Annotated in this window: 37 protein-coding genes; 4 read left to right on the top strand and 33 right to left on the bottom strand. The window is 35.8% G+C overall.

The features are described 5' to 3' along the window. Positions 1 to 4 precede the first annotated feature (4 nt). The 19 genes from RGT18_RS04400 to RGT18_RS04310 all read right to left on the bottom strand — a co-directional run bounded on the left by RGT18_RS04400 (position 5) and on the right by RGT18_RS04310 (position 13,521). The gene (locus tag RGT18_RS04400; protein ID WP_028077736.1) at positions 5 to 427 is read right to left on the bottom strand and encodes a DUF6711 family protein; all 423 of its coding nucleotides are present in this window, start codon (positions 425 to 427) and stop codon (positions 5 to 7) included. Positions 428 to 447: 20 nt separating this feature from the next. Further along, entirely contained in the window at positions 448 to 3,183 is a 2,736-nt protein-coding gene (locus RGT18_RS04395; protein ID WP_028077735.1) for a phage tail protein, read from the bottom strand. Between the two features lie 18 nt (positions 3,184 to 3,201). Further along, positions 3,202 to 3,519 carry a hypothetical protein gene (locus RGT18_RS04390; protein ID WP_156022788.1) on the bottom strand — a complete coding sequence of 106 codons (318 nt, stop codon included), beginning with the start codon at positions 3,517 to 3,519 and terminating at the stop codon, positions 3,202 to 3,204. A gap of 83 nt (positions 3,520 to 3,602) precedes the next feature. Beyond that, complete coding sequence (locus RGT18_RS04385; protein WP_028077734.1) at positions 3,603 to 3,932, bottom strand: DUF5055 domain-containing protein; 330 nt, start codon at positions 3,930 to 3,932, stop codon at positions 3,603 to 3,605. Positions 3,933 to 3,980: 48 nt separating this feature from the next. Then, entirely contained in the window at positions 3,981 to 4,448 is a 468-nt protein-coding gene (locus RGT18_RS04380; protein WP_051240918.1) for a hypothetical protein, read from the bottom strand. A 16-nt stretch (positions 4,449 to 4,464) separates the two neighbouring features. Beyond that, positions 4,465 to 4,872: a hypothetical protein gene (locus RGT18_RS04375; RefSeq protein WP_028077733.1), complete on the bottom strand. Its 408-nt coding sequence runs from the start codon at positions 4,870 to 4,872 to the stop codon at positions 4,465 to 4,467. Next, positions 4,872 to 5,417, bottom strand: coding sequence for a hypothetical protein (locus RGT18_RS04370; RefSeq protein WP_028077732.1), 546 nt, complete (start codon positions 5,415 to 5,417; stop codon positions 4,872 to 4,874). The genes RGT18_RS04375 and RGT18_RS04370 overlap by 1 nt, the downstream gene beginning before the upstream one ends. Further along, complete coding sequence (locus RGT18_RS04365; protein WP_028077731.1) at positions 5,407 to 5,778, bottom strand: hypothetical protein; 372 nt, start codon at positions 5,776 to 5,778, stop codon at positions 5,407 to 5,409. Before RGT18_RS04365 ends, RGT18_RS04370 begins: the two co-directional genes overlap by 11 nt. 4 nt (positions 5,779 to 5,782) lie before the next feature. Continuing rightward, positions 5,783 to 6,115 carry a phage head-tail connector protein gene (locus tag RGT18_RS04360; protein ID WP_028077730.1) on the bottom strand — a complete coding sequence of 111 codons (333 nt, stop codon included), beginning with the start codon at positions 6,113 to 6,115 and terminating at the stop codon, positions 5,783 to 5,785. Between the two features lie 29 nt (positions 6,116 to 6,144). Further along, complete coding sequence (locus tag RGT18_RS04355; protein ID WP_051240917.1) at positions 6,145 to 6,990, bottom strand: hypothetical protein; 846 nt, start codon at positions 6,988 to 6,990, stop codon at positions 6,145 to 6,147. 6 nt (positions 6,991 to 6,996) lie between these two features. Then, a complete protein-coding gene (locus tag RGT18_RS04350) occupies positions 6,997 to 7,584 on the bottom strand; it encodes a hypothetical protein (protein WP_028077729.1) in 588 nt (195 codons plus the stop codon). Positions 7,585 to 7,715: 131 nt separating this feature from the next. Beyond that, a complete protein-coding gene (locus tag RGT18_RS04345) occupies positions 7,716 to 8,336 on the bottom strand; it encodes a phage minor head protein (protein WP_028077728.1) in 621 nt (206 codons plus the stop codon). Positions 8,337 to 8,382: 46 nt separating this feature from the next. Then, entirely contained in the window at positions 8,383 to 8,523 is a 141-nt protein-coding gene (locus RGT18_RS04340; protein WP_156022786.1) for a hypothetical protein, read from the bottom strand. Then, entirely contained in the window at positions 8,501 to 9,883 is a 1,383-nt protein-coding gene (locus RGT18_RS04335) for a phage portal protein (protein ID WP_028077727.1), read from the bottom strand. The genes RGT18_RS04340 and RGT18_RS04335 overlap by 23 nt, the downstream gene beginning before the upstream one ends. An 83-nt stretch (positions 9,884 to 9,966) precedes the next feature. After that, the gene (locus tag RGT18_RS04330) at positions 9,967 to 11,691 is read right to left on the bottom strand and encodes a hypothetical protein (RefSeq protein WP_028077726.1); all 1,725 of its coding nucleotides are present in this window, start codon (positions 11,689 to 11,691) and stop codon (positions 9,967 to 9,969) included. 273 nt (positions 11,692 to 11,964) lie between these two features. Next, positions 11,965 to 12,444 carry a recombinase family protein gene (locus tag RGT18_RS04325; protein WP_028077724.1) on the bottom strand — a complete coding sequence of 160 codons (480 nt, stop codon included), beginning with the start codon at positions 12,442 to 12,444 and terminating at the stop codon, positions 11,965 to 11,967. Beyond that, complete coding sequence (locus tag RGT18_RS04320; RefSeq protein WP_051240916.1) at positions 12,441 to 13,022, bottom strand: recombinase family protein; 582 nt, start codon at positions 13,020 to 13,022, stop codon at positions 12,441 to 12,443. The genes RGT18_RS04325 and RGT18_RS04320 overlap by 4 nt, the downstream gene beginning before the upstream one ends. Then, positions 13,019 to 13,255 (bottom strand): hypothetical protein, encoded by a 237-nt coding sequence (locus RGT18_RS04315; RefSeq protein WP_028077723.1) that lies wholly within the window; start codon positions 13,253 to 13,255, stop codon positions 13,019 to 13,021. Before RGT18_RS04315 ends, RGT18_RS04320 begins: the two co-directional genes overlap by 4 nt. Continuing rightward, entirely contained in the window at positions 13,252 to 13,521 is a 270-nt protein-coding gene (locus tag RGT18_RS04310) for a helix-turn-helix domain-containing protein (protein ID WP_028077722.1), read from the bottom strand. Before RGT18_RS04310 ends, RGT18_RS04315 begins: the two co-directional genes overlap by 4 nt. A 458-nt stretch (positions 13,522 to 13,979) precedes the next feature. Here RGT18_RS04310 and RGT18_RS04305 point away from each other — a divergent pair, with 458 nt between their 5' ends. Genes RGT18_RS04305 through RGT18_RS04290 form a run of 4 tightly spaced genes read left to right on the top strand, consistent with a single transcriptional unit; the run spans position 13,980 to position 15,808 of the window. Continuing rightward, positions 13,980 to 14,213 carry a DUF8033 domain-containing protein gene (locus RGT18_RS04305; protein WP_028077721.1) on the top strand — a complete coding sequence of 78 codons (234 nt, stop codon included), beginning with the start codon at positions 13,980 to 13,982 and terminating at the stop codon, positions 14,211 to 14,213. 26 nt (positions 14,214 to 14,239) lie between these two features. After that, positions 14,240 to 14,572 (top strand): hypothetical protein, encoded by a 333-nt coding sequence (locus RGT18_RS04300; protein ID WP_028077720.1) that lies wholly within the window; start codon positions 14,240 to 14,242, stop codon positions 14,570 to 14,572. A 19-nt stretch (positions 14,573 to 14,591) separates the two neighbouring features. Continuing rightward, complete coding sequence (locus tag RGT18_RS04295) at positions 14,592 to 15,071, top strand: hypothetical protein (RefSeq protein ID WP_028077719.1); 480 nt, start codon at positions 14,592 to 14,594, stop codon at positions 15,069 to 15,071. Positions 15,072 to 15,109: 38 nt separating this feature from the next. Then, positions 15,110 to 15,808 carry an FtsK/SpoIIIE domain-containing protein gene (locus tag RGT18_RS04290; protein WP_028077718.1) on the top strand — a complete coding sequence of 233 codons (699 nt, stop codon included), beginning with the start codon at positions 15,110 to 15,112 and terminating at the stop codon, positions 15,806 to 15,808. Between the two features lie 258 nt (positions 15,809 to 16,066). Here the strand turns inward: RGT18_RS04290 and RGT18_RS04285 are convergent, their stop codons facing one another. The 14 genes from RGT18_RS04285 to RGT18_RS04220 form a co-directional block, all read right to left on the bottom strand. Next, entirely contained in the window at positions 16,067 to 16,624 is a 558-nt protein-coding gene (locus tag RGT18_RS04285; RefSeq protein ID WP_028077717.1) for a terminase small subunit, read from the bottom strand. Between the two features lie 92 nt (positions 16,625 to 16,716). After that, entirely contained in the window at positions 16,717 to 17,004 is a 288-nt protein-coding gene (locus RGT18_RS04280; RefSeq protein ID WP_028077716.1) for a hypothetical protein, read from the bottom strand. A 124-nt stretch (positions 17,005 to 17,128) separates the two neighbouring features. Continuing rightward, entirely contained in the window at positions 17,129 to 17,446 is a 318-nt protein-coding gene (locus tag RGT18_RS04275) for a hypothetical protein (protein ID WP_028077715.1), read from the bottom strand. A 150-nt stretch (positions 17,447 to 17,596) separates the two neighbouring features. Further along, positions 17,597 to 17,836 carry a hypothetical protein gene (locus tag RGT18_RS04270; protein WP_028077714.1) on the bottom strand — a complete coding sequence of 80 codons (240 nt, stop codon included), beginning with the start codon at positions 17,834 to 17,836 and terminating at the stop codon, positions 17,597 to 17,599. A 20-nt stretch (positions 17,837 to 17,856) separates the two neighbouring features. Further along, entirely contained in the window at positions 17,857 to 18,369 is a 513-nt protein-coding gene (locus tag RGT18_RS04265) for a RusA family crossover junction endodeoxyribonuclease (protein WP_051240915.1), read from the bottom strand. Positions 18,370 to 18,728: 359 nt separating this feature from the next. Further along, positions 18,729 to 20,831 carry an AAA family ATPase gene (locus tag RGT18_RS04260; RefSeq protein ID WP_051240914.1) on the bottom strand — a complete coding sequence of 701 codons (2,103 nt, stop codon included), beginning with the start codon at positions 20,829 to 20,831 and terminating at the stop codon, positions 18,729 to 18,731. Continuing rightward, positions 20,831 to 20,992, bottom strand: coding sequence for a hypothetical protein (locus RGT18_RS04255; RefSeq protein WP_156022785.1), 162 nt, complete (start codon positions 20,990 to 20,992; stop codon positions 20,831 to 20,833). Before RGT18_RS04255 ends, RGT18_RS04260 begins: the two co-directional genes overlap by 1 nt. A 15-nt stretch (positions 20,993 to 21,007) precedes the next feature. Further along, a complete protein-coding gene (locus RGT18_RS04250) occupies positions 21,008 to 21,241 on the bottom strand; it encodes a hypothetical protein (protein WP_028077713.1) in 234 nt (77 codons plus the stop codon). Further along, positions 21,238 to 21,642 (bottom strand): DUF3310 domain-containing protein, encoded by a 405-nt coding sequence (locus tag RGT18_RS04245; protein ID WP_051240913.1) that lies wholly within the window; start codon positions 21,640 to 21,642, stop codon positions 21,238 to 21,240. Before RGT18_RS04245 ends, RGT18_RS04250 begins: the two co-directional genes overlap by 4 nt. Beyond that, complete coding sequence (locus RGT18_RS04240; protein WP_028077712.1) at positions 21,639 to 21,905, bottom strand: hypothetical protein; 267 nt, start codon at positions 21,903 to 21,905, stop codon at positions 21,639 to 21,641. Before RGT18_RS04240 ends, RGT18_RS04245 begins: the two co-directional genes overlap by 4 nt. Continuing rightward, complete coding sequence (locus RGT18_RS04235) at positions 21,902 to 22,186, bottom strand: hypothetical protein (RefSeq protein ID WP_037403572.1); 285 nt, start codon at positions 22,184 to 22,186, stop codon at positions 21,902 to 21,904. The genes RGT18_RS04240 and RGT18_RS04235 overlap by 4 nt, the downstream gene beginning before the upstream one ends. Then, positions 22,183 to 22,425 carry a hypothetical protein gene (locus RGT18_RS04230; protein WP_028077711.1) on the bottom strand — a complete coding sequence of 81 codons (243 nt, stop codon included), beginning with the start codon at positions 22,423 to 22,425 and terminating at the stop codon, positions 22,183 to 22,185. Before RGT18_RS04230 ends, RGT18_RS04235 begins: the two co-directional genes overlap by 4 nt. 1 nt (position 22,426) lies before the next feature. Further along, entirely contained in the window at positions 22,427 to 22,738 is a 312-nt protein-coding gene (locus RGT18_RS04225) for a DUF7336 domain-containing protein (RefSeq protein ID WP_338175304.1), read from the bottom strand. Further along, positions 22,735 to 23,334, bottom strand: a complete 600-nt coding sequence (locus RGT18_RS04220) for a hypothetical protein (RefSeq protein WP_028078710.1) — start codon at positions 23,332 to 23,334, stop codon at positions 22,735 to 22,737. The genes RGT18_RS04225 and RGT18_RS04220 overlap by 4 nt, the downstream gene beginning before the upstream one ends.

The raw sequence follows: 23,334 nt of genomic DNA, 5'->3' as shown, positions 1-23,334 counted from the left end.
TCATTTACCTTTCTATAAAGTTGAATTTGATACTTTTCACCAAGTCATTCTTATCTTTTTTCATCATTCCATAGTAATCAAAACTTCTATCTCCAACATACATTTCAGCAATTCTCCATTCGCCATAATAGGGCGAATAGAAATTCACATAAAAGAATGCATTTTTGATGAGTGACATTGCTTGCTCAAAGTCCGCTCTAAACATTGCATTAAATGTCATGCTTATCTTCTCTTTGACTGCAACTCTATCTCTATTCATACCACCATCTAAACCACGCCCTGTTTTTCCACCTGCGTCTAGGTCATATACGGAATATGCAATACTAGATGGATCAGGCAAGGAAGTCCAAGTCTGTCCATCTGTAGAAACACTTACTATGCCTGTAGCATGCCCTTGAAACCAAGGGGAACTATATATTTCTGCCATATTATCTTGTCCTTCCTTTCCTAATATGCAAACTCGCTTTCGCCAGTCATGGCAACGTGTTCATTATTTCTTTGCACTACATTGTCATAGACAACTTTGCCATCCAAATTGATAGTGATATGTGAATCACCACTGCCGTGTACACCACGCATTGCTTCTGATACACCTTGCTTAATACCTTCGATAATCTGCATGTTATTTACAACTGCATTCTTGTTTCCGATATTACCTACAAGTTCAGGACCTGCTTCACGTGCAACGAACATTTCTCCCATATCTGGGAAGCCACCTTTTGCATACCATTCAACGTTAATCTTTGGTAATCCATCTCGTAACCAAGTAAGTGGGTTAGCACTACCACTAATACTGAAATGTGGCAGTGGGATATGTGGGAATGAAATGCTTGGGAATGTAAGTCTTGTGTAATTGAACTTACTTTCAATCGCATTCAGACTTGTATCTGCCTTATATTTCATACCAGTTAAGTTTGTACTTGCAGTAGCGTTCATTGATGTGAAATTTCTTTCAGTGTGTCCATATGTCTTAGACATGTTTGTTTCAACTACATTACTAATACTTGACATGTTTCTTTCTGTAGCGATTCCCATGTCATTAAAATTGCGTGTAGCAGAATTTGACATCAAGTCAGTGTTGTTGGTGACACTTGTATTTGCTCTACGGAATCTGTCGGAAACTGTGCTATTGATTTCATTTGAACTATGAGTAATTCCATCTCTTAATTCAGAGAAATTACCTTTACCGATATCAGCAGCATTTCCTGTTGTACTTTCGATTGTGTCCTTTCCCTTACCAAAGATAGAAGCAATCAAGTCACCAATCCAACCGAAGGTGTCTTGAAACCACTGTTTTACTTCGTCCCATTTCTTCTTCATGCCTTTGAAGATGCCACCGAATAGTTCTTCACCAGCTCCAGTAAACACGCTGCCTACAGACTCAATTGCAGATTCCAAAGCAGTAAAGAATAAGCGTAAAGCACTATCACCAAGTCCAAGCCAATCAACTTCTTTTATCATTTCTCCGAACTCTGTTCCTAACTTGTTGCCAATGGCACTCCAGTCGTAACTATCGAGCACATCTGAAATCTCGTTCAAGAAGCCTGTGATGGCACTAGCAAGATTCGCAACAATAGCACTCCAGTCTAACGTGGTAATTAGTCCAAGTATCATTTGTGGAATTATCAAGAAACCTTGTGCAATGGTTCTGCCAACTTGATCCCAATTGATTTGATACATTGCTTCGTTCAAGAAGTCACCAACACTGCTACCGATAGTATCCCATCGAACAGTTTTCATAAGGTTGTAGGAAACGGTAAACATTGCGTCAATGCCTTTACCTACAGCTCTTCCCATTCCCTTCCAGTCGATTGCGTTGATACCTTTATTGATACTTTCACCAATAAAGATTCCAAGTCCTTTCCAGTCCTTGTTTGCAAATAATTCCTTAATACGACTTGCAAAATCAGCAACTGGTCCATCAAACTCCGCTTGTTCAAACATGCTCGAAGGATCAAGTCCACCACCTGCACCGCCACCACGACCACCACTGTGCTTATTCGGGTCATTCATGACATGTAGTTCATCGAAACTTGCTAAGTATAGGTCTAGTTCCTTCTTGGCCTGTTTAGCTGCACCGCCACCTTTGCCAAGTTCACTATTAAATTTCGTTTGTTGCTTGATTGCCTTAGTCCATGTTGCATGTCCACCAAGGAACGCAAAGAACTGATTGATAACGTTGATAAGTGCCACAAATTTATCAATTAAGAAATCAATTGCTGGTGCAAGTGATTCCAAAATTGGACTTGCCATAGCACCTAATGCGTTACTTGCATATAGTCCGGATGTCGCAATGCTATCCATTGCTGGTGCTAAACTTCCACCGATAGCAGTAGAGTATGCATATACGTTGTTTACACCTGTAACCATTGCTTGAGTTATTTCTTTGATGACTGTACGGATAAATCTGTACATCGCAACTCTAGCGAATTGGTTTGCAAGGAAACCTAACTTACCACCTAGCCATAACGCACCTTCACCAAACTTGCCGAATGAATTTCCTGCAATCCCTTTGATGAAACCACCGAACTTTTGTAGTGCACTACCGCTTTTAAGCGAATCGAATATCCTTTTGAATTTATCTGCAAAACTCTTACCATTACTTAGTATTCCACTATAGATACTTTTATAGATACTTTGAATCTTACTAGCACCATTCTTAAGAGACTGGGTGAATTTATCTAGTACGTTTCCTGTAGATACATTTTTGCTTGTATCTAATTGTGGAGTGCTAACATTCTGATTGTTGTTGAGTGCATTTCCTGTAGCACCTGTGCCCTGTTTTACGTTGCCTAGAGCACCTAAACCATGCAAGCCTAATGTTGCTTCAGATAACTTGGATAAGCGGTCTAAATCAAATTCTTTTATACTCTCTGCGATTCCATGCATGTTATCTTTGAACTTACTAACATCCATTGCTTGAATCGTTTTATTTAACTTGCTTACTCCATCACCTGTATTACGTAAGGCTTCTCCAAGTTCTTTTAAGGTGCTTGTATCTTTCCCTTCAATTTCGGATAGTTGGTCTGCCAAGTTTTTAAATTCTTTGCCAACATCCATTCCTTTTACTGCTTCTAGTGCAGTCTTTAGGTCTTTTAATGCACTCGATAATCTTTTGATGTCTTTTACACTTTTGCTTATATCTTCCGAGACCGTAAACTCTAGTCCTTCATATTCAGCCATATCGAATGTATCTCCGTTCTATTTCTTTTCTTTTGCTTTTAAACTGTTGTTACCCAACATCTGCATGTACTCTCGCAACTGTTTTGTGTACTGCTCTGCCTGTAGTCTTTCTTCTTCTGCAATAATCTCTTTGTTGATAGATAAATTAAGAAGATCAGGTTTCTCCGGATATTGAAATTCTCCATTAGAGAAACATGCAGATATAGCCTTTGCTACATATATACCTTGCAGATAAGCCATTTCGTTCATGTGTTGTAAGTCGTATTCATGCTTTTTTCTATAAAATATGGGAAGGTCGTTATCACCTTCCCAAAATTCTTTATATGTCATACCCATCGACATATATCTTGGGCACTCTCTTTCAAATAGTTCGGAATAGGTAAACTGTTTCTTAGAGTTTCCCTTGTCTTTGAAGTGGACTATTCCATAGTCCAAGTCAATTTTTTTGGATCGTTCTCACTAGGCTCTTCTAATAGAGCTTCACTTGGAGCACGATACAATTCCATTAACGCTTGCAATAACTCTTTCTTCTGTGTCATGTTATTCCAGATAGTATTTACAACTGATTCCTTTACACCAACATGACGTGCAAGGAATGCACCCCTAAACAACATTTCAATTGTTGTGTTAGGTTTTGTATCGATGTCATTGATGTTGAAACCAGCGTTTTCCATCTGTCTAACTGATTGCTTGTTGAATGTAAGCGTGAATGTTTGATCCTCGAATGTTACCTTAATGTCCTTTGCCATTTTCTTCTTCTCCTATTTGATTTTATTGAGTTATTTTGTAGTGCTTAATTAGTCTGTTTTCTTTGTTGCAGAAAACTCTGGTTTGTCATCCACTGTAATGGAAACAGCCAACTTGTGTCCTTCATTTGAACCTGCACCTTTAAGATAAACTGTTAATTCACCAGTCCAGTAAATGCAGCCTAAATCACCTGTAGGTGTATCTCCATCTGTCCCACCGATGTACAATGCAAACATCTGATGTTTTGTCTTTGTTGCCGTTTCGATACCTTGTAACTTTGTGTAAAGTTCTGGTGTGTAGTAGCCTTCAAAAGAGAAGGACTTAACATCCTGTAAGCCATCGATATATGCCTTAATTCCATGTGATAGAGTTGTTACTTCTACCTTCTCTGGATCACTTCCCATATCTGGATAACTGATAATGTCAATTAGCTTTTTCATATCTTGATGCTTATTTGTTGCAGAGTTCATCAAGAATGTGTACTTAGTTAGAAATGCTTTAAAATCTTGAAGTGCCATTAGTATTCTCCTTTTCTTATCGTGTAAATAAATATTGTCCAGCAACTCTCCCTATGTACTTCTGTACGTATCTGTGAATTGAGTTGTTGTTAATCGATTCCATCTTGATTGTGGTAATGCATGTCATGTTTTTCGATATCATCAACTTCGATATGCTTTGTAGAAGTAATATGCATTCTTCGACTGGATCATGTTTATCGTTTGAATAAACGTTGATATCGAAGGTAACATCGCATACAGTTTCTTTACCGCTGGAATCAATAAAATTTCTTGCTTGGAATGTATCGGACTGTACGACTGTTACAACTGGGAACGTTGGTTTTGCGTTGATATTGTCATTGCTAACAATGATTTTTTTATTTGGAAAATCTTTCTCCAACTGTTTTGTAATTTCCGATATGATGTATCGTTCAATGAAAACCATTATTTCAACTCCTTTATCAACTTATTAAATGTTTCTTCTGCTACCTTCCGTGCACTATACATGAATGGTGTAGCTGCGTTTCCGTATGTATGTACCAAGCCTTCTTTTTTTGTTGATACTTCTGTATCAGAAGGTGGGTTTTGTCCGACTACTCCTTTGTAAAACCATCCATTAGGCTTTAAGCCTTGTTTCTTACCGTATTGACCATGTTGTTCAATGTTACCGTTTGTAATAAGTCCATAAGCTTCATTGGGGGCACTTGGATATATACCTGTACCAAACTCTATGAATAGCGTTGTGCTACCCATAGCACGCAATGTGAAGGTTAATTTGCCATCTTCTACATGTACTGGTGTAGCGTTGATTACTACATCCTTAAAGCCTGCATAACTTGCAGATTGATACAACCTGTTAGCTTCAAATATTGCTTCTTGCCTTACTTTCTCCATAATCTTGATCATGCGTTTCTTCATGTTCTCTTTATGGTTATCTGTAATGGCAATCGCTTTATCTAAATCTGCTAGGTTAAATAAATCAATCTTCATCGCTTGTACGTTTTCCAATCGCTATAGCCAAGAAATTCTTAGACTTAGCAATGCGTTTGACAATGTAGTTGTAATTGTCATTTTCTGCGTTAGGTTTAATACCAATCCATAGAACAGAGTTCTCATCGATATCTGTATCGACTGGTAGTGGAGAAATCACGTTACTGTATTCAAGTAAGTTTCCAAACATGTAGAATTGAGAACTACCAATATTTGGACTGATATTTCCCCTATGCTTAATGGGTAAAGCATATTTCGGAATGTGCCTTCCGGTTGGTTGTTCCCATTCATCCACTTGTTTCTGTAGTCCTAAATACTTAGCACTATAGAACGTGTACATGTTTTTCTTTAGTCCACGCATGTTATCACCACGCTTCTGACATCGGTATAACTTCCGACATCATGCTTTCCGGTAAGTCTCCATTTTCCCATTTGATACTTACACCATTTTCAGTGTGTGATATCTCACCTTCCGCACCTTGTTTATTGAACATATAAACCGCAAGTCTTACGCATAGGCTGTCATAGAAACTTGGTAATTCTTTTTTGCTTACGTCTTGTAAATATGGGAATCGTTTTAACAAGATTGCATTTTTAGATAATTGAAAGAAGGTATTAACGACATCATCAGAAATCGTCATGTCCGATGAACTTTCAATGTTGGTCTTAATCATTGCTTTTAGGGTTTCTTCTGTCATCATTAGCACCTTCTTTCTTTAGTTCTTATTTAGGCTAGAGTAATCTTGGATGCCTTTGTTGCGTCTGTTAATGCAGCTACGTAATATGTACGAGCAATCAACTTATTGATACGCTTGTCAGCATCTTCGGAAGAACGATTGCCTTCATGGAAGTATTCAGCAGATACATCCTTCTTGTAGAACACTGTTACAGCCTTCTTAGTTGCAATGTAGATTTCCTTTGCAGTTACAGCCTTATCTACGAATACATGTGTTCCAGCAACTGTACCTACGTAGCCTTCACGTGCGAATGCTTCAACATACTTCAAGTTGTCACCTAATGCTTTACGAATCTTTGCATAATCATCTACGCTGATTAATGCGAATGTTCCGATACCAGGTGTTGCTGATTCTGTAAATTCAGTCTTTAACTTGGATTGTGCTTCAATGAATGCACCGAAGTAATCTGTACCGTTTAAGGCAACTGTGTTTGCAGCTTGAGCCTTTGCAAATTCAGCAATAATGTCTGCATTTGTTTGATTGAATAAGTCAGCACCAACCTTGCCAGCAATAACAAGTGGTACGTTTGGATCTGTCATTTCTTCTTCATCGTGCCACTTACCTGTAGCCTGTAATGTTTGCACTTTGTATTCTTCTGGTGTAAAGCCCATTTCGATAACCTTTGTGTTACCTGCACCAAGTGCTAACTTTTCTGCACCAGAAGCGTTTGCATCGTCACCTACATGTCCGTAGTAACGATTAATCTTCTTGATCATGCCAGCAGATTCTGTTAAGGAATCGTCAGCAGTGCAGAACATAGAGTGATCTAAATGTGATACAAGTTGGTCTTTGATTTCATTTGCCAAGACAAAATTGTCATAAGGTTTGTTTGCCATTTTCTTTTATTCTCCTTCTGTATTGTTTGAGTACATTTCGTCATACTCGTCTCTGTGGTTTGCAATAAATTCACCCTTTTCACGTGGGGATAATTTCATGAACACTTCCTTTGTCATTGCATCGCCACTCTGATTTCCTGTGCCTTTTGGCTTAGGATTGTCTTTAATCAAGTCCTTCTTGGTATTTGCAACTAATTCATCAGCAAACTTCTTTTGGTTTGACATTACTTTTGCTGTGTCACCATCCAACGTTGCAATTGCAGTTTCGCTTGCCAATTCTTCACTGTAGCCAATCCCCAAATACTGTGATTTCAAATCTGCAATATTCTTTTCACGCTTTAATGTGTTTAACTCTTCAAGCATGGTTTTTTTATCATCTTCTGCTTGTTGTCGTGCAAGTTCACCAGCATCCAATGTGCTTTGATACTTTGTTTTCCAGTCTTTACATTCAGAAGTAAGTTTTGAAATGTTGTTTTTCAGATTTGTGTAATCACTGTCTGTATGGAATGTCATTTCTGCTAATGCAGTATTAATTTCTTCAAGTGTCATTCCTTCTTTGTAGGCTTTACCTAGTAACTCTTTTAAAGAACTCATATTTGTTTTTTTCTCCTGCGATTATAGTTTTCCCTAACTGTCTATTTTTGCGATTTAAGGTTTCTCTACCTTTATGTGCGAATTTTGTATTGCGACTTCCCTTCCGCATATCTTTTCGGACCATTTATCCGTTAAGAACTTGTTGTATAACTTAACCAACATCTACAATTCACGTTGTTTTCAGCGTTGCTGAATCCGCCAGGGTATTGTGCTTCATCTAAATCGAAAGTAATGAATGGTTCATCAAGCTTCTTTACCAATGAATCAATGTATTCGTGAGTATCACGTACCTTTAAATCACCCTGTGTGTTCCATACCTTAAATACTTCTTTTCCTGTTGCCTTTTGATAGTCTGTAGCAGTCTTATAAGCTGCCGATTCATAAATTCTGTGTGCTTCACTGTCGAGCAATCTAACGAGTGCTTTTACATCGTTATTTGCAACGTATTCATAAACACGATCTTTGAATGTCTTGCCAGCAATGTTTTGGTAAATACATGACTGCATGTCGGATGAACTAACATCGATATCCTTTGTAAGTCCTGTGCTGTACAAGCCATCGATGTAATAACTTCCTAGAAGTAAATACAATTCATACTCGATGTATTCTTGCTTCTTCTTTAGTTCCAATGTCTTGGAAGTAAGATATGCATTTACGATTCTTTCTGTGCTTGCATGTATCTCGTCAAAATCTAAAATGGTTAGCATAAATAAAAAGAAAAGAGATATCTCAATATGCATGAATGCATACATTGATACCCCTTTGGGTTTCTCCTTTCCACGTTTGGAAACGATCTATTTATTTTTCATCTGGAACTAATCTTCGCAATACCTGTATGAGTACAACTTGGTTGCGTTCAACCTTGACTTCAATGATATTACTTTTGTTTAGTTCCTTCTCAATTCTCTGTATCTGTCTAGGAGTTAGTTTGAATTGCATTTACTTTCTTCTCCTGTTCAGTATTCTTCATTTGCTGAATATACTCTTGAGATTCAATCCATGCTCCTTCACTATCCACAAACAAGTTTGATGTAGCAAACGCTAATCGTGGAGCAATCTTTTCATTTTGCAGCATCGATGTAAGTACCTGTACTTTAGACTGTATATTCTCATAGTTCTTACGTGTGAACTTAATATCGATATCCTTATAGTCCAATGACAAATCAGATGTGTTATTGCAGATATAAGATACAAGTTTTAACAATTTCATTTCACTGGCCTTGAACAAGTTTTCGGTATCCTTGGCTCTAGCTTCCGCAAGATACCATCCATCTTGCATGATGGTCGCCATACCAGTTTCAGCAGAACTCCCACTCTTTTTTGTAGGTGGCATACCAACGATTGCAAGTACACAATCAATCAAATCATCGATAAGCGTCTGTGTATTCGTTTGATCAAGCTGCGACACAAGGTATTTGATTTCACCTTGTAGGCTTGGATTGATATCTCTGAACTTAATAGCACCAATCTCATTTAACGTTTCGACCTTCTCTGTATCAATATCCACATTGTGGAATAGCAATAATGATTGTACAAACTGTTCAACACCATCAATTCTATTGGATTGCACAACATTGATTGCATCTAACAGTGACAATACGATTTCAAACGCTCCAATACGTGCGTTATTCAACGGATATTCAATAATTGGAATTTGTTTTAATGCATTTCCAGTAAAATCAACAATCTTTTCACCTTTGATTTTGAAATAAAAATCCTTTGTATAACATTCATATACATCTGTTTTGATAACACCTGTATCATCAACATCTACGTAGTGACGCACACCCATAAGTGCTGGCTCACCAATTAGTGATGAACTGTATACAACAAAGTTTTCTCTTGGATCAGCACTATATAAATCGAATGGAATATCATCATCCTTATCACTTTGCAATAGGATCTTTACACCAACACCACATATATGCATCCAATCGACTACATCTTTATCGACTGTAACTTTATTTTTCACATCCATATATGTATTCAATGTGCTGATTTCATCTGACTGTTCATTCGTTCTTGAAGCATATTGAATAGGTGAATATAGCAAATATCCTGTTTTGAAGGAAACAATTTCATTTGCTTTATTTACAACAATCTTGTTATTGATAGAAGGTCTGATTTTCTTTTCGCGATTGAGAATCGGTTGTTTTCCTTTGTAATAGTTATACAAGTAGATTTCTTCTCGTGCATTTTTCTTATGAGTGTTAAGTGCCTTCTTTAAACATGTAACAATATTGTCTTGTGTTATTTCACTTGCATTTACTAAGATTTTCTTTCTACCTGTATAAGCCATCTATCAATTTCCCTTCATCAATTTCAAACTATCATTTTTATTTTCAAAAACAAGTAGGATAGTTGTACTTTTTAATTAAAATATCAAAAAGGTCTATCAAAAACTTCAACTGTAGGAATTAAAATCTCTTGATACATATTAGAAGCCATTGACAAACTATCTGGTGCATCGTCATGTTTATTTTTTCCGTTGGCTTTGAAACTAAACACATTCTGCATAAACTGTTCATATTCTTTAGAACGCTTACCGCTCTCCAAGAACACAAAATGATTAAGAATATCTGACTTCTTCTCATAAATACGAATGTTCTTTGCAACAAGTGTTGGTGCAGAAACCATTTCGACATTGCATTTATAATTCAATTTGTTTAATTCTTCTTCGATACCTTCAACATAACTTTCTAATGTCTTATTAGCTTCTACACGTAACGTTGTAATTTCATTATCAAGTGCTTTTCTTGCTATCATTGGTTGTGATATCGTCTTATCTTCATTGGTGTAAATGACATCTACAACGTAAACCTTATCACCATAAGCCTTACACAAAGGACCGGCAACAAAGTCACCACCACCAAATGCAGGGTCAACTGTCGTAAACGCCCAATCACATGGTAAGTCTGGTAAAGTGCCATCGAAGAATTGCATATCGTTAGGATTGAATACTGTTCCTTCTCTATCGATAGGTTGTTGCTGATACTGTGCAAGCCACGATTCAATATCTCCATTCTGCTCGAAGGAAGCACGTTTCTGTTGGTATGTTTCAGTAGAAAAACCAACTCCATAATCATATTCAAAGTTGCTTTCGTCATTCTCATCGAGTGCAGGAATACTGATATCCGCCCACTTATGATTCTTAAATTTCTCATTCGTCTTTAGAAGTTCCATTCTTCTACCGATTGGATCTTTTGTGCTCCATCTAGTACCAATCCACAAAATACGTGTGCTCTGCTTTGCACGTGAAAGCATATTGTTATCAACCTTTCCCCATGCGGTTTCAAGTCTATCTGGGTTAAGTGCTTCTTCAATTCCGCTTAACAAGTCATCTGATATTAAGATTCCACCTTCAACGTCACATGCACCATTCAATGTTCCATACAATGAACGACAAGTAAGTGTTGGATAATGTCTCTTTGTATCTACAGATAGTGTCTGATCCTTAGCGTTCGACAATCCGTTATTAGTGCTCGGTAACACTCTATCTGGAAATATCTTTTGCCAATTATATGTGTGTGGATCTTGTAAGATTTCCTGTACACCATCGTAAAATTTACCAGTCAATATCGCTGAATACGATACATACAAGTTAGGAAACTGCGGGAACTTTCCCATAAGCCATGTGATGAAGAAAATTATTAGAGTGGTCTTACCCGAGCGGGGTGGTTGCGATAAAAACAGTTCCTGTATATCTCCATCTGCCAGTTTCTGTAGGGTTTCTACGTGGCCTTTGAGTATCTTCTTACGGGGAATGTAAAACCGCTCTCTAGGCTTTCTATCGTATTCAAGTGCAATCATGAAACTATCAAACCAATCCTGTGCATCGAATACATACATCTTGAAAATGAGTTCTCTTAATTTCTCTGCAAGGTTAAAATCTTCTTGTTTTACTGCATATCGCATGACGTTTCCAGATACTGCAATTAAGTCCAATACGTTTTCGTGCAGCTCATTCTTAGAAACACCTTCATCTTTCATCTTCATTAGGTACGCAAGTCCATCTTCACATGGTTGATATTCGTTGCTATCACCCATAACAGTTAATATATTTCTGAATATCCCTTGCATCCTGTCTGTTTTATTCATTATTTCCATGTCGTCTCCTTTGTAAAATAAAAAAGGGAACTACACATTTCTGTGTATTCCCTTCGGAATTACCATTATCCCTTTGGATATAGTTCATCTATTAGTCAAGAAATATATACATATCTCTATCTTTACGTTTATTATACTTCTTATCGACTTTATTTTGTAACTTGCGTTGTCGCTTATATTCTCTCATATAGGCCTTATCAGCCATTCTTTGTTCATGTGTAGCAATCCGATACAACACAAACAACGTTACAAATACTAGAAAACATAGGAAATTTAACATAAGTTTTCCTTTCTATATATTTCATCAGAAGTTTGTACCATTCCTTTTGAAAATTCATCAATAAATTCATCTACAGTACAATTATTTTTCGCACAATATCTGTTTATAGCACTGCATAAGTCTAAATCTGTTTCTTTTGGAAAAATATCATTTGTTGATACAAGTTCCATATGATATTTTCTTAATAACTCTAAATAATAATGCAAAATTTCTTTGTCTCTAGCAACTCTATCATATGCAGAAACAATAACAGTTACCCCATTGAGATTGTTGTTGTGTTCATTGATATATGCATCCAATTTTCTTTCGCCTTTTTGCATTCCACTACAAGTATCGATAATAGTATCTAAGATGGTATAGCCTTCTTTATTTGCATACTCTGAAATTCTGATAAATTGCGATGTATCTTCGTATTTTTTAAAGTTTATTTGTCCTTTTGTACTAAATCTTAAATATGCAATCGCCTTTTTCATATAACCATCCTTTCTACTTCTGCATAATACTTATGTGTGCTGATACCCAACTCTCTACATGCTTTTCGCATGGAGATTTTTTTATTATCCACTAGCTGCTTATATTCTAAGAATTTATCTTTGTTGATAGGTATCTGTTTGCGGCCTTCTTTATAGTTCGGATTGTTTTCTTTCGCAATTTCCTTGCCTGCAAGTGTACGTTCTTGAATTATCTTTCGTTCAAACTCGCTGATAGCCAACATAATATTAATCGTAAGCCTTCCTGCTGGTGTGTCGCTGAACTCTCCAATATTTAAGATATTCAACTTGCAACCTTTATTGACAATGGTATCGATAATTTCCAATCCATCCTTGAGACTTCTTGCAATGCGATCTAACTTACAAACATACAAATAATCACCGCTCTGTAATGTATCAAGCAACTTTTGTAACTCTGGTCTATCCCTTTTCGCACCACTATACACATCTTTGAATATCACTTCGCAATGGTGTTTGTTCAATTCTTCTATCTGTGCTTCCAAACCATTACCATACATTGATTGCCCTTTTGTGCTAACACGAGCATATCCATAAATCATTCTTTATCACCACTAATTTCGTATGCATTCTTTGGTAATGGATCTCCTTTTGGCATCGCAATCAACTTATAGCCACAACCACGCAACATCTGTACGGCACTAGCAGTAACCATGTCTTTACCAGTAAATCTGAAATTGACTAACTGTGGGGATATGTTCTCACTATGTGCAATGTTCGCTTTCTTGATTCCTGTTGCTTTCATTATTTCCTTTAATACTTCTTTAATGTTCATAAAGTTTCTCCTTTCTCATTTTCCTTCCCACTTAAAAGCCATTCTTCACTATTCTTCTCACTAGCCATCTTATCCTTGACGATAACTTCATATCCCATAGCGTTCATGATTGATACAAAATTCTTTACTCCGATGTTCTTACTTTGGTAGATGTATCTGGCAATATTTGTCTGTCCCTTCATACCCATTCTCTTTGCTAATTCAGTCTGCGACCAACCACGAACATTTAAACCTTTGATAATCATTTCCTGTTCTGTCATTTTCATATTTAATTTCTCCCTGCAATTACACTTATATAATAGCAGTGCTTTTTTTATTGTCAATACATATTTGTAATAAACATTTTTAAAATTTTTTGGGTGGATATGGGGTTAACCCGCCCTTGAACTGATCCTGTGCAGGGGGTGGGGTGTACCCTTCACCTTCCATCGCTATCGTTAGACATCAGAACGCCAAACGCATGCAATCGCTGAACGTTAGAACACAATCACAATTTACAGAGCAAACCACAAACGCAATATATTAGACGTGATTATCTCATGTTGTTTTTTATATGCACATAAAAATTACAGTATGAAAAAGTTTTCATAATTACATATAAATAATAAAAAAATTCTATAAATTTTATAAAATAATTACATAAATGTATTTAATTATTATATATATGTGTTATTATATATATGTAATAAAAAGGTAGCCAGTAAGGCAAAAGGAGAAAAGAAACATGTCTAAGATTTACGAATTAAAACCAACACAAAACCAAAAAAGTTTTTATGGCAAAGCATTAGTAAGAATCGAGAACGATGGAACAGAAACATTATACAGTTACAACACACCGATTATTTCAAGAAGTCCGAACGGAGAACTAAAACGATTATGGTTTGGTTTTACCGCAACAACAGGAAAGCACATCAAAGCATTTTGCGGATTGAATAAAGCAGAATTTGAAAACTTATAAAGGATAAGAAAGAGAGAGATAAACACATGAAAAAATTATATTATTTACAATACTTAGAAGAATTACACTATTCAACCGGAGCAGTTAAATGGTATAAATGCACAAAACAAAATAAAAAGGGAGAAACGTTGCAAATTGAACAACATGCAAGCGGTTCGATTCAAACCTATGTAAGAGATCCAAAAGGTAACGAATCAGGCAAGTACAATCCAACAATCTACTATTTAATTACTCGCAATTATTCAGGTCCTCAAGTTGATAGAGAAAAGTTATCAAATTATACAAAAGACGAATTGCTAAACGAAACAGTTAAGTTATTCATAAAAGCAAATTGGAAATTGAAGGTAATCAAGAAATAGAAAGAGAGAAAAAAATAACATGACAAACACAAACACAAGAACAATCGAAGGAATTAAATTCACAGCAAGAGATACACAGAAAATTAAAGTATTTGATAAAGTGGCCTATGCTTTTGGATCAAGTGCAGTTATGGACTTATTAAACGAAACCAGAACATACCAAGATAGATATATGAAGGAATTTGATATATATCAAACAGCATGTATCGACTTTGGAAAGATTGACGTTGCAGCTTTAAGAAAGCAAGCCGAAGAAATCGCCGAACATAACGAAGATACAGACGAAAACGAAATATATTGTGAAATACTGGATAAAGCGGTTGAAAAAGTAAATCCGCCTTATTCAAAGATTATGGAATATATACTCGATGAAGTCGGTTATTATCATCAAATTCAATTATACGATGGCACAGAATGGTATGACGAAACGGAAATCGATGTTATCGACTATGACGAAGGCGAAAAAGGAACATTTACATTGAAGGAAGATGAAGAATAAGGCGGTTAAACCGCCTTTTATGGAAGGAATAAATTACAATGTTTTTACAAATTAATGATAATCAAAATTTACAAATTAATACTCATTTACTTATCGCTGGAAGTTCAGGAAGTGGCAAAAGTGTAGCACTTCACGCTTTAATCTTATCAGCAATGGAACAAGGGTATAAACTGGCGTTAGTAGATCCAAAACGTGTGGAGTTATCTTTTTATAAGAATATCAGCAATTTAATTTTACCAATCGCTAAAACAATTGAAGAAGCTGAAAACGTGATACAGAATATTTATGATTTGATGGAATCACGTTATAAAAAGATGGATAAATTAGAACAACGTAAGAGTAATGAAATTCCTATATTACTGGTTATTGATGAGTTCAGCGAACTAATCGAACAGAATAAAAAACTAATGCAAACAATCGAACGCATAGCCTCGCTAGGTCGTGCGTGCAATATTCACTTGATACTATCTACTCAATACCCTATCGTGAAATACGTTTCAAACGCTATCAAATCAAATAGTGCTCGCCTTTGTTTTCGTTGCAAGTCAAAAATGCAATATCGTATCATCTTAGAGCATTACCCAGACAGAACACCACCGCTATATCACGGAATTTACCAAGACGATAGCGGAGAAGAAACACTAATAAAAGCACGCTACTACACCGATTCAGAAATAAAAGCACGATGTGAAGAAAATCAAAAACACAGCTTTATAACTAACCTACTAGGTCACTAGTAGGTTTTTTAATATCTTAATTTTAAGGCACTTCATACAGTGCCGTTTTTAGCGTGTTTTAGAGCCTTTTATATCTGGATGATAATTATATCATCCGTTATTAAATCGCTTTAAATAAGCACTATACAGAGTGCCACAGAAACAATATACAATCAACATACACATATAGTTTTCATAATTGAAAATTTCCAGATGAAAGTAGAATAAAAAAAGAACAGAAATAGTCCGTTCTGCGACTTTCTGCCCTTTCTGCGATTTTTATTCTTCATTTTCTGAATCGATATCGATAATATCTGCGTATCTATCTTCCAGTTCTGCCTTTGATTTCTTATCCAGCTCATTCTCTGGTCTATTGTTGATAATCTCTCTCTTATCCACCATCCCATAGAAGTTCTTGGATCTAAAAATATACAGAATTGAATTGATCCGATTACGCAAAGCCAGTTCTGCATCCTGTGCAGCTATGATCTGCTTAGCCTTTTGTAACATTAAGGAAACCACTTCGCCCTTTGTTTGATTATTAATCCAATCGTTCATTTGCTGGTTAGTCATCCCTAACTCAAGTGCCATTGATTCAATGGTTGCCAGTTGACCACGTTCTGCACATCCTTCAAAAAATTTTCTCAATCTTTCTGCACATTCTTCTGGAGTTTGGATTGGTGTTTTATCCAGTAAATCCAGATAATTGTTAAGAACTGCGGAAACAGCTGCGTTTAGTTCTTTATCTTTCTGTGCAAGTTTAAGATTTTCTCCACCTTTAGTTTTTGAGATTTCTTTCATGCCCCTGCTTTCTAGTTCTGCATCAATCTTTTTCATAATGTAATTTTTAGCAGCTCTCCCCCTATGGGTATAACCATCCTTGCCAAATTGATTTTTCTGTTTTGGAATAATACCCTTTTGGAAAGTCACTACGCCATATCGTACAAGTTGATTAGATCTTGTACTTCTCCTTTGTGGCAATATGGTATTTTGGCGAAAGCAACAACATCATCATACTGGTTGGATTGGGAAGGATAAGAGAGCCAACTGTTAGTATCAGGATAGTATAAAGCGAGAGATTTCCTTTCACTATTTTTCTTACGAAAGATAATAAAGCAAGCCTTTGTATCCGGTAAAGTTTTACGAGTTGAAACGAATTTGTTATCTGGGATTTCGTTTAAATCCACTTGTAATTTTTTATAATCATCAAAAAACATAATTTTTCCTTTCTACGATATAAGGGTACAAGGTACGTGTTTAAATCGTTTTCTATCACAGAATGAGTATTTTACCGTTCATCATCAAGAAACAGAAATAAACATCATACTTCATGCCTTAAATTTAATTTTCAGCCTTATTCTTCTTTACAAATTGTAAAGCCAACGTTTCTGCTAGTTTATGTCGTTCTATTTCAAGGGCCTTCACTCTATCCGCTAGAGATTGCATACCAAGAGTTTGAATATTCTCTTGTTCTTTAAGTTTGATTACATGAAATACTGCACTTTCCAAAGAAGAGTGCCATGCAATATCTTCTCTGCGTTCCTTTCTGATTCTTGAAATACAGTAACTGTATAGGTCGTACCAGATGTAATAGCCATCTTGGCAGTCAATACATTCTGGAAGGTCTTTAGGTTGTCTTTGTTTAATTTCTAAAGCCATGAATAATTCTCCTTTCGTTTTAGGCTATAAGGTAAGCGATTTAAAGCGATGCTTCATTTCGGACAAGTATTTTATCATCCTGTTCAAAGAAACGCTTATATCGCTTTACTGTTGCCCTTAAATCAAACATCAGCACCTTTAGTAGAGCAACTATTCTGGTGAATCGCTACTTTCTGGCATTTTGAAGTATTTTTCTCTACCAAGGTTATCGCCCAATAAATCCAAAACAAACTTTGCATATTCTTCTGTAGTGTAAGTACCCAACACTAGGGAACGAGTATATCTGTAAACACAGACATTGAAGATATGTTTATCTTTCTGTTCGATGTAAATATCGGTATTGGAAACATCTATCAATCTTGATTTATCTTGAGTTAAAACTTTACACATGTTTATATTTTTCCTTTCTGTCAAATTTCAGAGATATCCACGAATATCCCTGTAGTCTTTGAATGGATCTTGACGGTCTGTTCATCAACCACCTGTTGGTCACCTTTGTTGAACCATCCACGATTTGCCATCACGTCTTTTAGTTGCTTGATTAAGTTATCGGTATCAGGCTTGGTTGTTTTAGGCATACCATCCTTCTGTTCTTTGTTGTCACCTTCTGGAAAGCACCAGATAGTCTTTAACTTAACTGCACCTTGCAATCCACGATGTACCTTCGTTTCGATTTTGTCATCCAACGTTTTTAATCTTTCGATTTGTTCTGTTGTAGGCACATCAAACTTAACTGGGATAAACTTATCAAATTTAGACAAAGCATCATCCAAAGACTTTTTGGCTTTAGCTGCTCTTTCGTCCAAATACACCGCTCCAGTTTTTGTATTAAACTTTTTTTCTTGAGCAGTCGAAGTCGGTACACGTTTCATTGCCATGAAGAAAGACTTATGAAACTTTGTACCACTCTCTTTTTTAATCATAAAACTTTTTTCTGTCCTTTCATCAAAAATTTTAATTTGTGAATTATTTTAATTTTTACACTTTTAATAAAATTCAGTATCAAGTATCTCGACGCGACAGTTGTTGTTCCCCTTTACTCTTGTACGGTAAGTTAAACCGTACAGAGTTTAGGGTACAACATCCGCACGTAGGGGTAGGAACATAGTGACGTATATTATAAGCGTAATACTACCGCCATGGGGAATACGAGAAATTGTCGTAATACTTACCCGTAGGTATGAACGGTAAGGAAACCATGTAATACCTACCATAAAACACTTATGTACCTGTAGGGATTTTTTTTGTTTCCTTACCCTGTAATACCTACCGTATTTAACTATCACCATACGTCGTCGTCATCATCGTCAACTTTGATAACTTCGCTTGCTAAACTTCCTTTTTCGCCATTTATACCGTGGTCGATTATATCGAATCCATTCTTACTTAAAAGCTTTTTAAACTTATTTCTATTAGCTTTTTCAGAATATGCACCACCATATAACTTTGCCATTTCAGGCAATTTAATATATTCAACTTCACCATTTTCCACCTTTTCTACAAGTGTTTGATATGCACTTTCTAATTTAACGATGGTTGAATTTTGACGTTTTGCATTAAAACTTGAGATGTTTTTTTGGTTGAATAAAGCTGCACTTTCTGGTTCGTATTCGCTTAAAATTCCGTCATAATCCACATAATGAATTGGGTATCTGTTCCAAACATCAGTCGGCTCTAATGGTTTAAATTCTCTTAAAGTGTACTCGATTCTAAGTGGTATTCCGTTGGTTTCCACTAGACTTTCTGGTACATCCAACTCTGTTACTGTAAGAATAGCGTCTGGATCACGTGCGAATACACCGGAACCGCTTGCTCTATCAATGGACTTCTTACCACCTTGGAATCCCTTTGAGAAGTGATGACAATAAATAACACTGCAATTTAAAGCATTGGCGATAGCGTCAAACTGGTTGCAGAATGCAGCCATATCGCCGGCTTTGTTTTCATCACCATTCATTACCTTGTAAATAGGATCTATGATGACTGCAATGTAGCCTTGTTTCTCACATCGTCTAATGAGTTTAGGTGCAAGCTTCTCCATCGTTGTAGCGTGTCCGCGTAAATTCCAAATATCAATATTATTAGCGTGGTTTCCTACACTCATCTCAAACGCTTTATACACTTCACTGATACGGTTGATACATGACGCTCTATCGACTTCTAAATTGACGTATAAGACTTTGCCTTGCTTACAACGTTTACCCATCCAATTCATACCTTCTGCGATTGCATACGCTAACTCAATCAGCATGAATGACTTACTGGTTTTACTAGCACCACTGATAAGCATTTTATGACCTGTTCTAAGCACACCTTCTATTAACTCATCTGCTAATTGTGGTGGGTTTTGTAATAGCCTTTCAAGGTTCTCAAACTCTGGTAAATTGTCTGAAATATCTTCGATATATTCTTCCCATTCTTCCCAAGAGCCTTTACCAATGTTTGTGTCAATGATAAATTGATAATTTCCATTTCTCTCAAAACCAGGGAAACGTGATAATCGACTAGGGTTTTTATTTGCCTTATCTAAATCAAAGCCATTCTTTTTGCAAATACCATATAAATAATCAACACGTTTCTTGTATTGAATTTCGTTAAGTGCGTCTACTCTTACAATTGCATGGATTGATTTGTTACCACTGTACATCATGACTGCAATTGGTAATTCCAATTTGCGAAGTAATGCACTTTGTACACCGATATCCATGTTGTCACTTTCAATGAGTGCATAACGATATTCCGATACGTTTTTATCCTTTACACCTGTACCATCTAATGGATTGAATCTGATCCATGCACCACCTTTTTTGTTGTAATCACCGAATGTAGTACCAATGTTTTTTGTCTTGTGTAATTCTTCTAAAAGTTGCCCACATGTACGACTGTAATTTCCACTATCGTATGGAATCATCTTTCCATTTTCTAACTCACGTGATTTTACACAATATCCAACATGATCATCATTGTTGAATAATGTTGTTAAATACGTTTCTATCTCTTTAATTGGTTGCCATGTGTTCTTATTAGGGAACTTGATATCGTCTCTTTCAAGCCATGATCTATCAACAACATAATCAACATCGTAAATCTCATCATTCCAATTTAATGCGTGTCCACCATAATCACAACTGTTTTTGTAGCCGTTGTCTACGGCCATTTTGAACAGTGTTTTTTCTGTTATTCCAGAATCTTGGAAACTTACCCACTTGTTCCAAGTCTCACCTTGCACATATCTTGCACTATCTCTTCTGGACCACGTATCCCATATGTCGCATGTTGCTCCAGCATCTTTTATTGCCATACCGATTTGTAGCCATTCAGAATAATCTAAACGTACTGGATCAATGTATTGCAAGGCTTCTTTGATTTCTTCAATATCTGCCATTATTGTTTGTCCTTTAAACCTTTTTTGAATTTATCCATCTTTGTAACCATTGATAATGCAAGCACTACTTTTTCTAGGTTTACAACTCTTTCTTGTAACTGTCCAAGTGCAAGCATTTGTACAAAGGCAAGGATAAATAAACTAACTACTGCGAAAATCATTGTTTAACTCCTTTCTCAATGTATCTTTGTTGTTTTTAAAGTAATGATTTGTTGCGTGATTAAATCGATCATGCTTTGCTTTGCTTGACATGCATAAACGATTTTCTTATTGTTCTTGTTCTTCTTCATCACAAGTTGATTGAATGAACGTTCTAACTTGATGATTTTTAATACATCATCAAGTTTCACATAACTCTCTGGCATCACTTTATTCTCCTTGCCGATTGAATCTTCATAAACTACAATCATTGTTTTTGACTTCTTCCTTGCAGCTCTTTGTATTTCTGCAAATACCAAATTGCCTTATCAATATCTTGAATACCATCCTTATCGTTTGTTCTCCAGATGTATTTGAATGCACATAGCAAGCAAAAATTCATTGTAGCTTTGATTCCGTAAATGCTTTCCATTACTGCAATGCATTCAAACTGTCCTTGATTGTAATGATTAGGATGATTTACTTGTTCTTCTTGTGACATGCACGATTGAATACCAGACATATCCCTAAAAAAACTAGCCAAATTATTATTACTGTTATTATTTTCCATATCATTATTGCTATCCCTTTCTTTTATTTTGTATACTTCAAACCCAGTTATTAGAAAACCTACAACCAGAAGTATGTTTAGTATGATTATTAGTCCAATCATTTTACACCATCATCCACGTACTCAACCCCTAGTTCCGCTAACTTTTTGATGTGCTCTTCTATCTTGATGTTGTATTCTTTCAAAACTACATCAAGCACTTTTTGAGAAACATCTCTTTCAAACCATATAGATTTACTTTCATATGAAATTGTAACGGACAACTTATTTTCTTTTGCGTGATTCATTACTTTAATTTCACGTTCCAAGAAGTTTATTTCATTAAGAATTTTTTTACTTTTCTCTATATCACTTGATTTCATCATTCTTCACTCCAATCCAATGCTTGGCCGCAATAATGACAATATTTATTGTGTGTGTATAAATGTGTTTCTATTCCAACATTCGCATCACACGTAGGACAATAGCAGTAAGAATAACCATAATCTTGTGATTCTATAATTGGTTCCTTCGGTGTAGCCCTGTCCACAAGTTCCTGTAAGGTTTCTAATTGTCGTATTGCATTATACTTTTGCAATTTTTTATATTTTTGCGATTGTGCATAATAATATCGAATGTTCAGCAATGCTTCTTGATATTTATTCATTTGATCACCTCATACGTCTGTTCAAAAATATCAGGCTTGCATGGATAGAACTCACCCTGTACACCTTTGATGATGTAATCACCATCAGTAACTTTCATATGCCCCTCTAATGTTTTGACGTAATATTCATTATCATGTGGGTTATAATCTAATACTCCGCAGAAACTTAACGCTTTTCCGATATGCTCCTTGTTGTATTTAATTGCTTCCACAATTACTGGTTTCTTTCTGTATTTCATATTACAAATTCATTCCTTTCTCTCTATCTTCTTTATCTAAAGTAATTTGAGTAATGTAGTAATTCACGTAGTCATCAAAATCCCCTTCAAGATAGATTTCATACTCTTCTTTACTTAGCCCTGATTGTTCAAGTGTTATCTCTTCATCTTGTACCCTGCATGCAAGTTCTACTTTTTTAAAGTATTCATCATTCTCTTTTTTCTTTCTATCCCTTAATTCTTGTGCCTTTTCTAAAGTGGTAAATGCTCCCAAGATGGTATCCCATTCATCTTCGTATTCACCGCCATTTTCATGTACGATATAGATCTTCATAGCCCCAACTCCTCTAAGGTGTATGCCTTATTCACTTCCATGCCTTTATACATAGTTCCTTTTTCAAAGGCCGGAAGTTCGCAATAGTCATAATCTTTTTTCATCGTGATATATATGTATTCTTTTTCGCCAGAATAACATTCAATTTTCTCAATACATTCAACATCTTTTCTAAACGGCTTGATGACAGCTGATAAATAAGCCTTTTCAACATCATCAAGAATTGGTGGTTTATACTCTTGTTCTAACCATGCATTATATGCATTTGTACCAGTTTCTGTTGGTGTCATTTCCTTTGAAAAAATAGTGCGTTCATCAGATTTGAGTTTTATTGTAAAAAGTCTTTTCTTAAATGTCTGTGGTGTCCACTTAATTTTTAACGTGTTCAAATCATATTTTTCTTTATTTTTCATAGTATTCTTCCTCAAGCCATTCCATAATTTTTTTAAGCCACTTGCAGTTGCATATGTAATTCTGCGAACCAATATTCCATCGTACTCAATTTCAATAGAATTAATATGGCTGTCTAGTATTGACGAACGTTTGCAATCTATTATGTCCAACCGTCTTAAATCATACTTGTCTTTGTTTCTCAT

It is taken from the genome of Solobacterium moorei (assembly GCF_036323475.1).
Lineage (GTDB): Bacteria > Bacillota_I > Bacilli_A > Erysipelotrichales > Erysipelotrichaceae > Bulleidia > Bulleidia moorei.
This window is presented reverse-complemented; position numbering and strand designations above follow the sequence as displayed.

Coding starts and splice junctions, on each gene's coding strand:
- RGT18_RS04235 (WP_037403572.1), bottom strand. CDS start 22,186: ATGAATAAATATCAAGAAGCATTGCTGAACATTCGATATTATTATGCA.
- RGT18_RS04310 (WP_028077722.1), bottom strand. CDS start 13,521: ATGAAAATGACAGAACAGGAAATGATTATCAAAGGTTTAAATGTTCGT.
- RGT18_RS04370 (WP_028077732.1), bottom strand. CDS start 5,417: ATGAAGATTGATTTATTTAACCTAGCAGATTTAGATAAAGCGATTGCC.
- RGT18_RS04290 (WP_028077718.1), top strand. CDS start 15,110: ATGTTTTTACAAATTAATGATAATCAAAATTTACAAATTAATACTCAT.
- RGT18_RS04255 (WP_156022785.1), bottom strand. CDS start 20,992: ATGATTTTCGCAGTAGTTAGTTTATTTATCCTTGCCTTTGTACAAATG.
- RGT18_RS04275 (WP_028077715.1), bottom strand. CDS start 17,446: ATGGCTTTAGAAATTAAACAAAGACAACCTAAAGACCTTCCAGAATGT.
- RGT18_RS04380 (WP_051240918.1), bottom strand. CDS start 4,448: ATGGCACTTCAAGATTTTAAAGCATTTCTAACTAAGTACACATTCTTG.
- RGT18_RS04345 (WP_028077728.1), bottom strand. CDS start 8,336: ATGTATGCATTCATGCATATTGAGATATCTCTTTTCTTTTTATTTATG.
- RGT18_RS04240 (WP_028077712.1), bottom strand. CDS start 21,905: ATGATGAAATCAAGTGATATAGAGAAAAGTAAAAAAATTCTTAATGAA.
- RGT18_RS04230 (WP_028077711.1), bottom strand. CDS start 22,425: ATGAAATACAGAAAGAAACCAGTAATTGTGGAAGCAATTAAATACAAC.
- RGT18_RS04260 (WP_051240914.1), bottom strand. CDS start 20,831: ATGGCAGATATTGAAGAAATCAAAGAAGCCTTGCAATACATTGATCCA.
- RGT18_RS04350 (WP_028077729.1), bottom strand. CDS start 7,584: ATGAGTTCTTTAAAAGAGTTACTAGGTAAAGCCTACAAAGAAGGAATG.
- RGT18_RS04400 (WP_028077736.1), bottom strand. CDS start 427: ATGGCAGAAATATATAGTTCCCCTTGGTTTCAAGGGCATGCTACAGGC.
- RGT18_RS04320 (WP_051240916.1), bottom strand. CDS start 13,022: ATGATTTATGGATATGCTCGTGTTAGCACAAAAGGGCAATCAATGTAT.
- RGT18_RS04295 (WP_028077719.1), top strand. CDS start 14,592: ATGACAAACACAAACACAAGAACAATCGAAGGAATTAAATTCACAGCA.
- RGT18_RS04270 (WP_028077714.1), bottom strand. CDS start 17,836: ATGTGTAAAGTTTTAACTCAAGATAAATCAAGATTGATAGATGTTTCC.
- RGT18_RS04250 (WP_028077713.1), bottom strand. CDS start 21,241: ATGATTGTAGTTTATGAAGATTCAATCGGCAAGGAGAATAAAGTGATG.
- RGT18_RS04390 (WP_156022788.1), bottom strand. CDS start 3,519: ATGGGTATGACATATAAAGAATTTTGGGAAGGTGATAACGACCTTCCC.
- RGT18_RS04305 (WP_028077721.1), top strand. CDS start 13,980: ATGTCTAAGATTTACGAATTAAAACCAACACAAAACCAAAAAAGTTTT.
- RGT18_RS04395 (WP_028077735.1), bottom strand. CDS start 3,183: ATGGCTGAATATGAAGGACTAGAGTTTACGGTCTCGGAAGATATAAGC.
- RGT18_RS04365 (WP_028077731.1), bottom strand. CDS start 5,778: ATGCGTGGACTAAAGAAAAACATGTACACGTTCTATAGTGCTAAGTAT.
- RGT18_RS04265 (WP_051240915.1), bottom strand. CDS start 18,369: ATGATTAAAAAAGAGAGTGGTACAAAGTTTCATAAGTCTTTCTTCATG.
- RGT18_RS04325 (WP_028077724.1), bottom strand. CDS start 12,444: ATGAAAAAGGCGATTGCATATTTAAGATTTAGTACAAAAGGACAAATA.
- RGT18_RS04225 (WP_338175304.1), bottom strand. CDS start 22,738: ATGAAGATCTATATCGTACATGAAAATGGCGGTGAATACGAAGATGAA.
- RGT18_RS04300 (WP_028077720.1), top strand. CDS start 14,240: ATGAAAAAATTATATTATTTACAATACTTAGAAGAATTACACTATTCA.
- RGT18_RS04360 (WP_028077730.1), bottom strand. CDS start 6,115: ATGACAGAAGAAACCCTAAAAGCAATGATTAAGACCAACATTGAAAGT.
- RGT18_RS04285 (WP_028077717.1), bottom strand. CDS start 16,624: ATGAAAAAGATTGATGCAGAACTAGAAAGCAGGGGCATGAAAGAAATC.
- RGT18_RS04330 (WP_028077726.1), bottom strand. CDS start 11,691: ATGGAAATAATGAATAAAACAGACAGGATGCAAGGGATATTCAGAAAT.
- RGT18_RS04335 (WP_028077727.1), bottom strand. CDS start 9,883: ATGGCTTATACAGGTAGAAAGAAAATCTTAGTAAATGCAAGTGAAATA.
- RGT18_RS04280 (WP_028077716.1), bottom strand. CDS start 17,004: ATGTTTTTTGATGATTATAAAAAATTACAAGTGGATTTAAACGAAATC.
- RGT18_RS04355 (WP_051240917.1), bottom strand. CDS start 6,990: ATGGCAAACAAACCTTATGACAATTTTGTCTTGGCAAATGAAATCAAA.
- RGT18_RS04245 (WP_051240913.1), bottom strand. CDS start 21,642: ATGATTGGACTAATAATCATACTAAACATACTTCTGGTTGTAGGTTTT.
- RGT18_RS04315 (WP_028077723.1), bottom strand. CDS start 13,255: ATGAACATTAAAGAAGTATTAAAGGAAATAATGAAAGCAACAGGAATC.
- RGT18_RS04385 (WP_028077734.1), bottom strand. CDS start 3,932: ATGGCAAAGGACATTAAGGTAACATTCGAGGATCAAACATTCACGCTT.
- RGT18_RS04375 (WP_028077733.1), bottom strand. CDS start 4,872: ATGGTTTTCATTGAACGATACATCATATCGGAAATTACAAAACAGTTG.
- RGT18_RS04340 (WP_156022786.1), bottom strand. CDS start 8,523: ATGCAATTCAAACTAACTCCTAGACAGATACAGAGAATTGAGAAGGAA.
- RGT18_RS04220 (WP_028078710.1), bottom strand. CDS start 23,334: ATGAGAAACAAAGACAAGTATGATTTAAGACGGTTGGACATAATAGAT.